The following is a 14,412-nucleotide window of genomic DNA, read 5'->3' on the forward strand; positions in this document are numbered from 1 at the left end:
ACACAAAGCCTATGGTCGAGATTTAAGTGGTTGAAAAAGCAATTCTGGATTGAGAAAACCTTTTGGTCTGACGGGTATTTTGTTTGCTCAGTTGGAAATGCTTCTGCTGATACAATTCGAAAATAAATTCAAAAATCAGGGCTAGTTATTCCGATTCATCCCATCGACGCCGCTTCGCGTCGATCAATGGGTTTTCTCGGAAGGATTCGATAAAAATATTAATAAACTATTAAATTACCAAGACCGTATAACTTGGTTTTTATTTCAAAAAAGCATAATTATTTTTAATTACCCTTACCTACTTAGCTTATTAACAGTTAAAGCACGGCTTATTTTAAGTATTTAAACGCTGTACATAAAAGCTAATAAATATAATAGGTTAACTGCTGGCAAGTAGACTACAATTTAAAAATATGTTTAAAAGCAATTATTTATAATCTGTGTAATATCGTCACTCTATTGCTATTTTTTTACAAATGAAACGGCAATATTTTATTAGCACGCTTTAAACGCAGCTGTTTTGTTATGCCCTAAAAAATAAAAAGAATCGAAACTTTACTGAAAGTTATTTTTACACCTTTCGGTCTTTATCATCATCAACTATTAACAAAAAAGAGAAAGCCCTTGAAATACCAATACTTAGCCCTATCGTTAGCAAGCGTATTAAATACCCCACTGCTGGCGCAAGCTGCCCAAAGCTCAACAGTAACAACCAATAACACCATAGAGCACATTGAAGTAGCTGGCCAAGTTATTAAATCTCAAGGCCTTTCAGTTAAAGATGCCAGCATAGATGGCCCATTTGGCGACAACTTAGCACTAAAAGACATAGCACGTTCGGTAACGCCTATTTCGAGCGAGCTAATAGAGCAGCTTAACATTACCACGTTACAAGATGTGCTTGCAGTAAGCCCTAATACCTATTCAGCCAGTGGTTTTGGCGCGCCAAGTTTACCCACAATACGCGGCCAATTAGGTGAGCTTTTTCAAGATGGTACACGTCGTCAAGCGGGCAACAATGGCTTTGGTGTACCGTTATCGTTCAACGCTATAGAACAGATAGATGTAGTAAAAGGTGCGCCACCGGTATTATTTGGCTCAAGCCAACGCAATGGTGGGTTTGTAAACTTACACTCTAAAAAAGCCGCTACAGACGAAAGTAAAGGTAAAGCAAGCTTATCGGCAGGACGATGGGATCAATATCGTGTACTGGTTGACTACAGCGCCCCCATAGTAAAAGACAAAGTAGGTTTTAGAGTTAGTGCAGAGCATATTGATAACGGCAGTTATTACGACTACTCTGGCACAAAAAGCGACAGCTTATTTGCAGCCCTGCGTGTATTTCCTGATGATAAAAGCAGCTGGGATCTTAATTTTGAATTATACCAAGTTGAATTTACCGATAACGCCGGTATTAACCGCCCTACTCAGGCGTTAATAGATGACGGACTGTATATTACCGGCCAAGGTGTGCAAGCAAATGGTAGCACTGTACCTTTAGCGGGTTCGATTATTTCGCCAACCGGGCAAGTTAAAATAGACCGTAGTACAGTACTGACCGATCCTGATAATCTAAACGAAGCCACTACTTACTTACTACACAGTATTTATAAACGTGAGCTTTCTAGTAACGCGTCAATTAAAAACATTTCCTACTTTCAGCATTTACAACGTGATGAAATTGCACAAAACAGCTTTGTTGAAATTATAGATGGTGCCGATACCGCGCAAAACCGTACCGAGCTTACCTACCTTTGGAATAGTAACCAGCAAACTATTTTTGCCTTTGATGTACGTTATAACCGCGTATTAGGTTACAGCCAATTTACCACCGAAGCCGACTTACCCATAGATTTAACTGGCCCACTTTCAAATAGGCGCATTCCTTTAACTGATGCACAACAAGCACGCTTTGTTGAACTTCGCCCAGGTGTATTTGTATCGCCGGGTGGTCAGTACGATATTAATAACGACGGCAGTGGCGACTTTAACTTATCAGACACCACAGACTCACGCTCATGGCAAACAGGGGTGGCTATTCAGCAAGATTCAGATTGGACTAGTAAGTTTCATACCAGTGTTGGCTACCGCGTTGATTTTTATGACGTACAAGCAAACGACCCAATAGCACCTGTAGGGCAAATTGCCGCCAGCGACAGCATTAACGACACTTTGCATTCAGGGCAAGTAAGTTTTAATTACCGACTAAGCGATGATTACACCACTTATGGCGCAGCAAGTTACAACGAAGCCACATCAAATAGCATGGCTGGCGGCACTACACTTGGCGGCGACAATACCATTAGTGCGCAAAATTTTGCCACCGAAAATACCCTAGTTGAGTTTGGTTTAAAATATGCACCAACCAATAGCGATTGGTACGCCGATGGCGCAATATTTAGCCAACGCCGTAGTTTACGTAACCGCGATGGCAGTAATACCGGTATTCGCACCACAGGTTTTGAAAGCCAAGTATTTTACGATGCCTACCCGTACTGGTTAAGCGCAGGTTATAGCTACATTGACGCCCGCTACGATAATTCTGCAAGTAGTCAAGATTCTGCCCAAGTAGCCGATGCATTTGACAACTCACGCCCTGATATTATTGCAGGCACCAGTGTGGGCGCTCCTAGTTTTACCGCATTTGCGCCTTCAAGTAGCCAAGTTCAAGGCATTCCAGAGCAGTCTTTTAGCTTTAACGGAAATTATTCAATTAATTCGAAATGGCAAACGGGTTTTTCAGGTCTATATACAAAGAGTTACCCATTAGACTTTTTGGCAACCGTACATATTCGCGATCAGTACACATTAAACGTAAATACTAGCTATGCTTTTACGCCTAGCACCAAGTTACGCTTAGATGTAAACAACGTTACCAATCAAAAAAATTGGCGCCCTGTATTTGAAGGAGGTTATTTTGGTGCAACCTTGGCTTTTCCTGAATTACCAATAAACGCCAAGCTGACGCTTACGCATAATTTTTAAAGGCAAGTTTGAAAGAGAGAGAACATGATTAAAAAAATACTTTTGTTATTGATTGCAGCGGTCGCCATCGGCCTGTTCTTTCATTTTGATTTGCACCAACTACTTACGCTTGAGGGCTTAAAAGGGTCGATGGATCAGTTTAGCCAATATAAAGCGCAATCTCCGCTATTAATCATTGGCGGATTCTTTTTATTGTATGTGGTGGTTACTGCATTGTCTTTACCGGGCGCGGCTATTTTAACACTGGCAGCGGGTGCTTTATTTGGCTTAGTTGAAGGCTTATTGGTTGCATCGTTTGCATCAACCATAGGTGCCACACTGGCCTTTTTAGTATCACGTTACTTATTGCGCGATACCATTAAAAAGCGCTTTCCTGAGCGTTTAGCAGCCATTGATGCAGGCGTTGAAAAAGAAGGCGGCTTTTACTTATTTACGTTGCGTTTAGTGCCGGTGTTTCCGTTCTTTTTAATCAACTTGTTAATGGGCGTAACAGCCATCAAGTCATGGACTTTTTACTGGGTAAGCCAAGTGGGTATGCTAGCCGGTACATTTGTATTTGTTAATGCAGGTACGCAGCTTGCTCAAATAGAGAGTTTATCGGGCATTTTATCGTTGGACTTAATTTTATCATTCGCTTTATTGGGCGTATTCCCATTTATTGCTAAAGGAATCTTAAACGTGTTTAAAAAACGTCGTGTATACAAAAACTATACTAAACCTAAAAGTTTCGACCGTAACATGATTGTTATTGGCGCGGGTGCTGGTGGTTTGGTAACAAGCTATATTGCCGCTGCTGTTAAAGCAAAAGTAACCCTTATTGAAGCGGGCGAAATGGGCGGCGACTGTTTAAACTACGGTTGCGTTCCAAGTAAAGCGATAATTAAAAGCGCTAAAATTGCAGAGCAAATTCGCCACGGTGAACACTACGGCCTAGAAAACATGACACCGCAGTTTTCGTTTAAAAAAGTAATGGCCCGTGTTCATAAAGTAATTGCCGATATAGCACCGCACGACAGCATAGAGCGCTACACTAATTTAGGCGTAGACGTAGTAAAAGGCTACGGCAAATTAATCGACCCGTGGACGGTAGAAATTAAACTTAACGATGGCGGCACGCAAACATTAACTGCGCGTACTATTGTTATTGCCACTGGCGCACGCCCATTTGTACCGCCACTACCCGGTATAGAAGAAACTGGTTATGTAACAAGCGATACCTTGTGGGATAAATTTGCAGCGCTTGACGAAGCACCTAAAAAGCTTGTAGTACTTGGCGGCGGCCCTATTGGCAGCGAATTAGCCCAAAGCTTTGCCCGTTTAGGTTCAAGCGTTACGCAAATTGAAATGGCGGAGCGCATCATGATCAAAGAAGATCTTGAAGTGTCTACCTTTGCTCATGAAGCATTGAGCGAAAGCGGCGTTAACATTTTAACCTCACATCAGGCATTACGTTGTGAAGCGCGCGACGGTAAAAAGTACATTATTGTTAAACGCCTTAACGAAGGCAATGATGAAGAAATTGCTATTGAATACGACGAACTGCTATGCGCTGTTGGCCGCAGTGCCCGCCTTAAAGGTTACGGCCTTGAAGCGCTAGGCATAGAAACAAACCGTACAATAGTCACTAACGAATACCTAGAAACGCTATACCCTAATATTTTTGCCGCAGGCGATATTGTTGGCCCTTATCAATTTACGCACGTAGCGGCTCATCAGGGTTGGTACGCAGCAGTAAACGGCTTATTTGGTAACCTTAAAAAGTTTAAAGTAGATTACCGCGTTATTCCATGGACCACCTTTATTGACCCAGAAGTGGCACGTGTGGGCTTAAACGAGCAAGATGCAATTGATAAAGGTATCGATTTTGAAATCACTCGTTTTGAGTTTGAAGAGCTAGACCGCGCAATTACCGACAGCGCCACAAAAGGCTTTATAAAAGTCATTACCCCTAAAGGCAAAGACAAAATACTCGGTGTAACTGTGGTCTCTGAACACGCGGGTGATTTAATTGCTGAATTTGTACTGGCCATGAAACACGGTTTAGGCCTTAATAAAATACTGGGTACTATACACAGTTATCCTACTTGGGCTGAAGGCAACAAATACGCTGCAGGTGAGTGGAAACGCGCGCATGCGCCTGAAAAAGTACTTAACATGCTCGAAAAATATCATACGTGGCGTCGAGGCTAATATGTTTAACACAACATTAAAGCCTTTATTATTAAGTGCAGCGTTACTTGCAACGTCGCTTATAACGTCGCTTTCAAGCCAAGCGCAAAGTACGACTAATAACCTGCACGATAGCTGGAATGCATTGCTAAATAAGCATGTTGTAGCGATTAACCATAATCACAGCACAGAGGTTGATTACGCAGCCATAAAACGTGAGCATGCACAGCTAAAAACGTATTTAGATTCGTTAAGTGCTGTAACACAAAACGAGTTTGACGCGTGGGAAAAGGCTAAGCAACTCGCTTTTTTAATTAATGCGTATAATGCGTGGACTGTTGAACTTATATTGACTAAGTACCCAAACCTTAAATCAATAAAAGACTTAGGCAGCTTTTTTAGCTCACCATGGAGCAAAGAGTTTGTGCCACTACTTGGTAAAACTCGCAGCCTTGATGACATAGAGCACGGTTTAATTCGTGGCAGCGGTAAATATAACGACCCACGTATTCATTTTGCTGTAAATTGTGCAAGTATTGGTTGCCCTGCGCTGCGCGAGGAGGCATTCACAGCTACTGAACTAGAGAGCCAATTGCAACAGCAAACGGTGCGTTTTTTATCTGATACAACACGTAATTTTGCGCAGGAAAATACGCTAAATATCTCCTCTATATTTAAATGGTACGGCGATGACTTTGAAAAAGGTTTTAGAGGTGCAGACACGCTACAGCAGTTTTTACTGCAATATAGCGATGCACTTAAACTAGTACCCGCTCAGCAAAAAGCGCTTAGAAATAATGACATGAAAGTAAAATTTTTAGACTACAACTGGGATTTAAATGCTCGCCAGTAAGTTTTGGCAAACAGCTACGCGTTACAGTGTTTACTGTGTCGCGTTTTGCGTTTGCCTAATAACAAGCTTAAGTACTTTTGCTAATAACAGCGCTCATAATATGAGTAAAGAACTACTCACTCGCTGGGAAAATATTGAAACGCTTGGTAATAACCAAAGCGTGTACTTTTATGCCTGGGGCGGCGACGCGCAAATAAATGCCTATATTCAATGGGCTGCCCAGCAAGTTAAAACTAAATATAATATTAACTTAGTGCATGTAAAGCTCAGCGACACCAGCGAAGCAGTAAGCCGAGTGTTGGCCGAAAAATCAGCACATAATAATGACCAAGGCAGTGTTGATCTGGTATGGATAAACGGCGCTAACTTTGCCACTATGAGCGAGCACGCATTGTTGTTAAAACAGTGGGCAAATAAACTGCCACACTTTGCATACACAGATCCCGCTAATAACCCTGCAGTTAATTTTGACTTTGGCATACCCACAAACGGTATGGAAGCACCGTGGGGGCAAGCATCGCTCACCTTTTATTACGACAGCCTTGCAATAAATGAACAGGCAAACAATAAACTCCCTACTACATTAAACGAATTATTAAACTGGAGCACACAAAACCCGGGGCGCTTTAACTACCCAAAGCCGCCTGATTTTTTAGGGATGAGCTTTTTAAAATACGCCTTAGTAATACTGCATCAGCAAAGCAGCGAAAATATTAAAGCACAGTTAAACCAAGCGGCTACCGCTAACAACACAGCACAAGTATTAACCCCATTGTGGGACTTTTTAAATAAGCTACATCCTACGCTTTGGCGTGGTGGCACTCACTTTATGCAAAGTGGCGCGCAAATGCGCCGTTTAGTAGACGATACCGAGCTAAGTATTGCCTTTACCTTTTCAGCACCCGAAGTGCCCGCAGCAGTTAAACGCTTCGATTTACCAAAAAGCATTCGCAGCTATGCAATGGCTGATGGCAGTTTAAGTAATACTCACTTTGTGGCAATTCCTTATAATGCAAGCCACCCGCAAAGCGCGCAATTAGTCGCTAACTTTTTATTAAGCCCTGAGGCACAAGCCCAAAAGCAAAAAGCACATATATGGGGCGATAAAAGCGTACTTATTCAATCAAGGCTAACGCCTGAGCAACAAGCACTGTTTAAAACAGCTAAACCGCACCCAAGCGCACTGCCTTTTAACAGTATTAAGCGCACATTGAACGAGCCACACCCAAGCTGGGTAAATGCCATAATGCAAGGCTGGCAAACTCGCTATGGGGTAAGCCAATGAGTGTTATTAGCAATAAAGTGGCGACAAGCCATGGGCCTCACGCCCGTAAAAGCCATGATATGTTTAGTAAAATAGTAAAATTAAGCCCACGCTTTTTACTCGTTTTACTTATTTTACCCGTACTTGGCGGCTTAATTAGTGTGTTACTACCCGCCTTTGGTTATGCCCCTGCACTTGATCAAACTACATTTGGCTTGCAAGGCTTTACCATGCTTTGGCAAACACCCGGCCTAGTAAATATGGCTATGCTAAGTATTGGCACCGGTTTAATAAGTACCTTACTTGCTTTTATTATTACTTTGATGATTTTAGCCGCTTTTTTTAACAGCCCTTGGCTTAACCGCATTCAGCGTTTACTGAGCCCTATTTTAGTTATACCACACGCTGCAGCAGCTATTGCGGTAGGTTTTTTAATTGCCCCTTCAGGCATGATTTCACGAATTATATCGCCTTGGTTAAGCGGGTGGGAACTTGCACCAAACGGCCTATTTCCGCATGACTCATTCGGCATTAGTATAATTTTAGGGTTAACGCTTAAAGAACTGCCATTTTTGTTATTAATGGCACTGGGCGTATTGGCGCAGCCTGAGCTTGGCAAAAAATTACGCCAGCAACATAAAGTTGCGCTTAATTTGGGTTACTGCCCCATGACCGCCTTTTTTAAAGCAATACTCCCTAGCCTTTACCCACTGCTGCGTTTACCTACTTTAGCTGTGCTCGCTTATGCCAGCGCCAGTGTAGAAATGCCACTTATTTTAGGCCCAAATACACCGCCAACATTAGCGGTAGCTATTATGCATTGGTTTAACGATGTTGATTTAAACTTACGTATTAAAGCCTCAGCCGGTGCTTTGCTACAACTGGCACTCACGGGTGGGTTACTTGCGCTTTGGCTTAGCGGCGAAAAAGCGATAAAGGTATTGTTTAGCGACTCACTCACTAACGGGGTGCGCGAATACGGCGGGTTTTATTGGCAAAAACTAACGATAATACTCACAGCTTTAGTGATCGGTTTTATTTTACTGTCGCTAATTGCCCTTATTTTGTGGTCGGTTGCCGGCTTTTGGCGCTTTCCCGATGCACTCCCTGAGCAATTTACACTACTGCATTTTAACAGTGCATTAATGCAAATGAGCAACCCGCTTTTTAATACCCTAGCTATTGGTTTAGTCACAACGGTATTTGCCATTACGGTTACTTTATTGTGTTTAGAGTCGGAGCAGTTAAGCGACAAACCCATCTCTCGCTTTACCAGTTTAATTATTTACTTACCGCTATTAGTACCCAGTATTGCCTTTTTGTTTGGCCTAGTATGGATACAACAATGGGTAAATAACCAAGCCGCATTTTTTAATGTGGTGTTTACACATTTACTGTTTGTTTTGCCTTACGTATTTTTGTCACTCGCGAGCAGTTATAGGCGGTTAGACTCTCGCTTTGCGCGCGTTGCAGCAAGTTTGGGTGCAGCGCCTTGCAAAGTGTTTTTTAAAGTAAAATTACCGCAACTATTTGCACCTATTTTAATTGCAGCCGCATTGGGGTTAGCGATCAGTTTTGGCCAATATTTACCAACACTTTTAGCCGGTGGCGGGCGTATAGCCACCATAACAACCGAAGCAGTTACCCTGGCAAATGGCGCAAGTAGGCGCACCAGTGCCGTATACGCTATTATGCAAATGGCACTCCCGCTTATTGGATTTATACTGGCATGGGGTTTACCTAAGTACTTTTTTAAAAGCGCACGAGTGTAAAGCTCCCACAGTAAACAGTATTGAGTTAAAGGTTTTTTAATGCAGTCATCTTTACAGATTAAAAATTGTCAGCTTTATCGCCAAAATGAGCGACTACTTAGCTTAAACGAGCAAGTTAATGGTGGTGAAATTCTAACGATTATGGGCCCATCGGGCAGCGGTAAATCAAGCTTATTAAATTGGCTTACAGGTACTTTACCCAGTGGTTTTAAAGCCAGTGGAGAGGTGTGGCTTAACGGTAAAAATATAAATGATTTACCCACGCATTTACGCCATATTGGCGTACTGTATCAAGACGCTTTATTGTTTTCGCACTTAAGTGTGGCGGGTAATATTGCTTTTGCTATGCCCAAAGGGGATAAAAAACAACGCATTGACAAAATAGCACACGCACTTGAGCAAGTTGGTTTAAAAGGAATGGCCAATCGCCATCCCGATAGCTTGTCCGGCGGTCAACAAGCACGCGTTGCGCTATTACGACTGTTATTAAGTGAGCCAAAAGCTATTTTACTCGATGAGCCTTTTAGTAAGCTCGACACGCAACTGCGCGTTGATACTCGTGAATTGGTGTTTAGCCAAATACGCCAACATAAACTGCCTGCCATTATGGTAACGCACGATCATAGCGATTACGACGCTGCAAACGGTAAACTTTTCACCTTAAATACTGTACTTTAAGCGCACAAGGCTCCCTATGTTAGATAAATTTATCACCCCTGTAATAAAGCCACTGTTAAAGCCTGCGGTAATGCTGATACATAAGCGCGGCATAACACCCGATCAGCTAACGGTATTTGGCTTTTTAATTGGCTTGCTCGCAGTGCCATTACTTGCTTTTGAAATGTGGTACGGCGCATTAGCTGCCATTGTTTTAAATCGCATTTTAGATGGGCTTGACGGCGCACTAGCACGCCATGCTAATTTAAGCTCAAGCGCCGGCGGCTTTTTAGATATTACACTCGACTTTTTATTTTACGCGGCCATTCCGCTTGGCTTTATTTTGGCAAACCCCGAACAAAACGCCATTGCAGGCGCTATATTACTCGCTGCATTTATTGGCACGGGTTCAAGCTTTTTAGCCTTTGCCATAGCCGCTGAAAAGTTTAAACTCGAAAAACCACAATTTAAATACAAAAGCTTTTACTACTTAAATGGCTTAACCGAAGGCACAGAAACAATAGCGCTATTTATAGCCTTTTGTATTTGGCCGCAGCACTTTGCCCTCCTCGCCGGCACATTTGCTGTAGCCTGCGCCATTACCATATTTACCCGTATACATGGCGGCTACCACACACTTAAACAGCAAGAAGCCAATGAGGTTATAAATAATAATGACTAACGAAGTTTGGTGGCGACTCGGTTGCTTTTTTAGCATTTTAGGCATAATGATGCTGCTTGAATGGCGACAACCCGCAAGGCAATCGCCCATTAAAAGCAGCACTCGCTGGTTTGCAAATTTTGGCTTAGTGTTTGCCTCATCTATCATTGCGCGCTTAGTTGTACCACTTGGTTTAACCGCAGTAGCACTTTACAATCATGAGCACAGCATTGGCTTATTTAACCAACTAGCCATACCTAGCATAGTAACCATAGTGCTAAGCCTTGTACTGCTCGATATACTCATTTATTGGCAGCACAGATTGTTTCATAAAGTGCCACTATTATGGCGTTTGCACCGCGTACACCACGCCGATGCGCACGTAGATACCAGTACAGGCCTGCGCTTTCACCCCATCGAAATTGTGCTCAGCATAGTTATAAAACTCATTGCAGTTACTGCACTTGGCGTACCCGCCATTGCCGTACTTATATTTGAAATCGCGTTAAATGGACTCGCCTTGTTTAACCATGCAAACATACGCCTACCAAACGCCATTGAAAAGCCACTACGCCTTATATTAATGACGCAAATACTGCACCGCATTCACCATAGTAAAGTAGTGAGTGAAACAAACTCAAACTATGGGTTTAGCGTAATTTGGTGGGACAAACTTTTTGGCAGCTATAAAAGTGAGGCCAAAAAAGTCGACGCAGAAATAGATATAGGTTTGGTTGAATACCCAAGTGCTAAGCAAAACGCCTCGCTGTGGGGGTTACTCATCATGCCGTTTAAAAACAAGTAAAAACAACTATATTGCACTTTACACAATGCCAATCTACTTAAAAGCCCTTTGATGTAGATTGGTATAAATAAAATACTCTATGAATACGCCAGGTGAAAACTTTAAGGATGTCTGTATAATTTCTAAATTTTAAAGCAAAAATTTGTCGAATGGGCAGGATTATCTGTGCGTTATTCATTTTGGGCAAAAGCATATTATCGGCAGCAAGAAGCCAAAGGAAAACCCCATAATACCATCATCAGATCATTAGCATTTAAGTGGATAAGAATACTATTTAGGTGCTGGAAAACACATACGCCCTACGATGAATCAACTTACTTAATCGCATTGAAAAGTAAGGGATCACCGCTGTTAAAATTTGCGGTGGAAAGTGAGCTTTAGTGCTTGCTGTCCACCTCAGGGCGTGTTGTTATATTTTTACTTTTACTGGATTTTGAGTTCGTATTTGTTGAATTAAATCTGCCAGTTTTACATATGTATCTGGTTCCGGAGTACAGGACACTGCCATATTCTCCGCTATTTCAGGCTTAGATAAAGTATATATCGACAACCCTTGAGCCTTTAAGAATTTTACAATCTGAGCATAAAACGGCTTAGTTTTGTCGAATACATTAATAAAGCTTTGTTTGGAAATCTGAGGGTTAGCTTTTAAAAAGTTCGTTTCAAAACATGCATCAATAAAGTCACAAGACTTAAAAGACTCTTCAAAGGAACCGCCTTGTAACCCATTTGATAAAGTAACTGTCGGTGTACAAGGAACTTTGAACAAATGAACGTTACTTGGCAAAGTGTTTTTTGCTGGAACTTTAGATGGGTCGTCATCGTCAAAAGTAAAAATCATTGGGCGATCGTGGCTCAATGTTTGGTTCATTATTCTGATTACATGCTTTAAATTACCTATACCATTGTAATTAGCGATAACGACACCGTAGTCAGAAAAGTTAATCCCTAAACCTTCTTCCAACAAAATCCTAAAAGCGCCTTCTTCACTTTCTCCTTCAACAAATAAATATATGCACTGTTCCAGTGCTGACTCTCTACTTGCTGCATCCCATCGCATCTCTTCACAAAGTTGGTCTTGAATTACACCATATTGAATTCTTTCGAAATCTGACATACTTCACCTAAAAATATAACGCCTCATTCAGAGGCAATAAAATGGCTGAATTTTACTAGTCGTCCACCTCAGGGCGTGTTGTTAGTTACCACTCCAGTCCATTGATAATATAACCGAAATAACCTTGTTCACCGATGACATTTATATTTTTATTTCTAACTTTCATCAATGATGATTTATCATAGTACCATCTAACAGAGTGTTTATTATTGCTATCTAAGTCTAAAAAAGTGAGGCGAGTACACTCATATTCATAATCACTACCACAACTCTCAACCTTACTTAAATGGTACTCTTTTGACCAATATTCATTTACAGAATAATAAGCCCATAATTTGATTGGAGCACCGATAGCAGCCCAAATCCAACCATATACTAAAACAGGTAAAAAAATCATACCTAACGTTGAGCGAAATTTACCTTGGTCTTCAAATTGATGTTTCATTTGTTGTTGATAGTGACTACAGCTTTTATATTTCCTATACGAGAAGGCAAAGAATATAATACTTAATATGCCTGCCAATACTGGGATTAGCTTATATACCAAGAAGTCATATATTGAATTTGAAATAAAAGGAGGATCAACATTTTCGTCCCAAATTAAGAATATGATGGGCAAAAAGAATATTCCTAATGTGAATACAAGTGCTAAATGAGTTCGATTCATGATGGTAACTAACGCCTCAAGAACCGGCGGCAGCTTTATCGCCGTCCGCGTTGCTTGACTTGTTATGTGATGTTGGAACGTGGCCGATACGAATTAGGTTAATGGTTGTACCTGCAATGTAATATGCCAGTACCGCCAGCAAGAATAGAATTATTTGGAACCCTGAAAGCACCCAGTGAACGGAAGTAGACAGAAAAACAAGGATTGTACTAATAAGAGAAAGCACAAGGCCGATAATAATTAACCTAGATATAATGACTATACCTTTTTTAGGTATATTCATTTTATGAGAAACACAAATACCACATGCCATTTCATGTATTGCTAGCACAAAGAAAGTAAAGGCCGATGCTGAAAATGCCACACCGGTTAATATTTTCTCCCAGCCACCTTGATAAAAAGATAGCCCAAGATAAATTGAAATAAGACCAATACCTTTCAAACATTTCCATTGGTAGGATATAACCACTTCCATATAATCAGAGCCAAACTCTTTAGTTGATTGTTTAACGCTGCTGAAATAAGCGAATACAACTATAAATGGAAGTGTAAATACCATAATTTCAATTAATAGATCATTGTTCATCGATGATTCCTTTCACATAACGAGCCTGTAGATTAACTCGTTTTTTTATTTGCTTTTATTGATAAACAAACCATAGCTGAGTTCCTATTTTGGTTCAATCGATTACTTATTTTATGCAGAATATAAAGTGGGAGTTTGATGTTGTTTTAATTGGCATTTTGGAAGGTATTACTGGTGTTTAAGTGGCTTTATTGAGGTTAAAAAGGCTTACCCCTCTTAATGCATCGTGTTTTGTAGCTTTTCTATATTATGAACAAGGCAATACAGTTGCCATTGCGCATTCACTTTCAGTTGACCCCGTAAGGTCAATTTATTCATCCCTTTATTCACTGTAATGTTGCCAAAAAAATAACATGACACCCATTCTAATTATTAATCGCTTTAACTTCTACTAAGGTAAATATCGTTTGGCTTAAAGTGTCCTAAATATTGAAGATACTTCGACTTATTCAAATAACGCTGTATTTACCTACTTATTACTCATTTTTAGGCATGCGAAATACTCTGCTTTCACAGTGAGGGGGAATTACGGAGAGTTTTTGAAGTAAAACTTTAAGCCAGTAGCTTTTCGCAGTTACTAACGTTGGTGCGCCGCTTTCTGTTTAGGTGTTCGCAGTATCCTTCGTGCGACGCTGGGCGACCTACTGCACCATGAAATACGCGACTAAATTGTGTGGTGAGTTTTAGCCAGTTTTCGGGGGTAATGTTGACTCTTTGTAACAGGGGTAAAGTGCTGCTTTCGATATAGCCGGCTTTACCTTCGCGTATACAACGCCCGGTTAATTCTACTAGTTCAAGGTAAGATTTAAGCGCAAAGGGTAATCCTTTCGCCATGTGCTTTTTTGATTTACCTGAAAAGCGCAGGAGTTGCTTCGG

The 14,412-nt window shown here is 41.2% G+C and carries 12 protein-coding genes and 3 pseudogenes; 10 read left to right on the forward strand and 5 right to left on the reverse strand.

From position 1 onward, the window contains the following. The 10 genes and pseudogenes from H5058_RS17365 to H5058_RS18560 all read left to right on the forward strand — a co-directional run. The coding region (locus H5058_RS17365) for a transposase (RefSeq protein WP_182679222.1) at positions 1-126 on the forward strand (126 nt) is incomplete at its 5' end. 498 nt (positions 127-624) lie between these two features. Continuing rightward, complete coding sequence (locus H5058_RS17370) at positions 625-2,985, forward strand: TonB-dependent siderophore receptor (RefSeq protein WP_182679224.1); 2,361 nt, start codon at positions 625-627, stop codon at positions 2,983-2,985. 24 nt (positions 2,986-3,009) lie between these two features. Further along, positions 3,010-5,175: an FAD-dependent oxidoreductase gene (locus H5058_RS17375; RefSeq protein ID WP_182679226.1), complete on the forward strand. Its 2,166-nt coding sequence runs from the start codon at positions 3,010-3,012 to the stop codon at positions 5,173-5,175. Position 5,176: 1 nt separating this feature from the next. Continuing rightward, positions 5,177-6,007, forward strand: a complete 831-nt coding sequence (locus H5058_RS17380; protein WP_182679228.1) for a DUF547 domain-containing protein — start codon at positions 5,177-5,179, stop codon at positions 6,005-6,007. Further along, positions 5,994-7,292, forward strand: a complete 1,299-nt coding sequence (locus tag H5058_RS17385) for an ABC transporter substrate-binding protein (RefSeq protein WP_182679230.1) — start codon at positions 5,994-5,996, stop codon at positions 7,290-7,292. The genes H5058_RS17380 and H5058_RS17385 overlap by 14 nt, the downstream gene beginning before the upstream one ends. Then, positions 7,289-9,043 (forward strand): ABC transporter permease, encoded by a 1,755-nt coding sequence (locus H5058_RS17390; RefSeq protein WP_182679232.1) that lies wholly within the window; start codon positions 7,289-7,291, stop codon positions 9,041-9,043. Before H5058_RS17385 ends, H5058_RS17390 begins: the two co-directional genes overlap by 4 nt. 39 nt (positions 9,044-9,082) lie before the next feature. Further along, the gene (locus H5058_RS17395) at positions 9,083-9,721 is read left to right on the forward strand and encodes an ATP-binding cassette domain-containing protein (RefSeq protein ID WP_089369152.1); all 639 of its coding nucleotides are present in this window, start codon (positions 9,083-9,085) and stop codon (positions 9,719-9,721) included. Between the two features lie 16 nt (positions 9,722-9,737). Next, positions 9,738-10,382: a CDP-alcohol phosphatidyltransferase family protein gene (locus H5058_RS17400; RefSeq protein WP_182679234.1), complete on the forward strand. Its 645-nt coding sequence runs from the start codon at positions 9,738-9,740 to the stop codon at positions 10,380-10,382. Then, positions 10,375-11,166 (forward strand): sterol desaturase family protein, encoded by a 792-nt coding sequence (locus H5058_RS17405; protein ID WP_182679236.1) that lies wholly within the window; start codon positions 10,375-10,377, stop codon positions 11,164-11,166. The genes H5058_RS17400 and H5058_RS17405 overlap by 8 nt, the downstream gene beginning before the upstream one ends. Before the next feature lie 129 nt (positions 11,167-11,295). Next, positions 11,296-11,547: pseudogene (locus tag H5058_RS18560) on the forward strand (IS110 family transposase); the annotation flags it as partial. Between the two features lie 28 nt (positions 11,548-11,575). On the opposite strand, the gene H5058_RS17410 reads toward H5058_RS18560, so the two are convergent. From H5058_RS17410 to H5058_RS17430, 5 genes and pseudogenes are all read right to left on the reverse strand, one after another. Next, positions 11,576-12,283 (reverse strand): TOPRIM nucleotidyl transferase/hydrolase domain-containing protein, encoded by a 708-nt coding sequence (locus H5058_RS17410; protein WP_024600501.1) that lies wholly within the window; start codon positions 12,281-12,283, stop codon positions 11,576-11,578. Between the two features lie 85 nt (positions 12,284-12,368). Further along, entirely contained in the window at positions 12,369-12,950 is a 582-nt protein-coding gene (locus H5058_RS17415; RefSeq protein WP_011329854.1) for a hypothetical protein, read from the reverse strand. A 16-nt stretch (positions 12,951-12,966) separates the two neighbouring features. Beyond that, entirely contained in the window at positions 12,967-13,536 is a 570-nt protein-coding gene (locus H5058_RS17420; protein ID WP_182679238.1) for a hypothetical protein, read from the reverse strand. 216 nt (positions 13,537-13,752) lie between these two features. Then, a pseudogene (locus H5058_RS18635) lies at positions 13,753-13,881 on the reverse strand (transposase); the annotation flags it as partial. 207 nt (positions 13,882-14,088) lie between these two features. After that, positions 14,089-14,412: pseudogene (locus H5058_RS17430) on the reverse strand (transposase); the annotation flags it as partial.

Origin of the sequence: Pseudoalteromonas sp. SR45-4 (assembly GCF_014163535.1) — a bacterium.
GTDB lineage: Bacteria > Pseudomonadota > Gammaproteobacteria > Enterobacterales > Alteromonadaceae > Pseudoalteromonas > Pseudoalteromonas nigrifaciens.

Excerpts from the sequence above, each read along its gene's own strand:
- H5058_RS17375 (WP_182679226.1), top strand. The coding sequence starts at position 3,010 with ATGATTAAAAAAATACTTTTGTTATTGATTGCAGCGGTCGCCATCGGC.
- H5058_RS17380 (WP_182679228.1), top strand. The coding sequence starts at position 5,177 with ATGTTTAACACAACATTAAAGCCTTTATTATTAAGTGCAGCGTTACTT.
- H5058_RS17385 (WP_182679230.1), top strand. The coding sequence starts at position 5,994 with ATGCTCGCCAGTAAGTTTTGGCAAACAGCTACGCGTTACAGTGTTTAC.
- H5058_RS17390 (WP_182679232.1), top strand. The coding sequence starts at position 7,289 with ATGAGTGTTATTAGCAATAAAGTGGCGACAAGCCATGGGCCTCACGCC.
- H5058_RS17395 (WP_089369152.1), top strand. The coding sequence starts at position 9,083 with ATGCAGTCATCTTTACAGATTAAAAATTGTCAGCTTTATCGCCAAAAT.
- H5058_RS17400 (WP_182679234.1), top strand. The coding sequence starts at position 9,738 with ATGTTAGATAAATTTATCACCCCTGTAATAAAGCCACTGTTAAAGCCT.
- H5058_RS17405 (WP_182679236.1), top strand. The coding sequence starts at position 10,375 with ATGACTAACGAAGTTTGGTGGCGACTCGGTTGCTTTTTTAGCATTTTA.
- H5058_RS17410 (WP_024600501.1), bottom strand. The coding sequence starts at position 12,283 with ATGTCAGATTTCGAAAGAATTCAATATGGTGTAATTCAAGACCAACTT.
- H5058_RS17415 (WP_011329854.1), bottom strand. The coding sequence starts at position 12,950 with ATGAATCGAACTCATTTAGCACTTGTATTCACATTAGGAATATTCTTT.
- H5058_RS17420 (WP_182679238.1), bottom strand. The coding sequence starts at position 13,536 with ATGAACAATGATCTATTAATTGAAATTATGGTATTTACACTTCCATTT.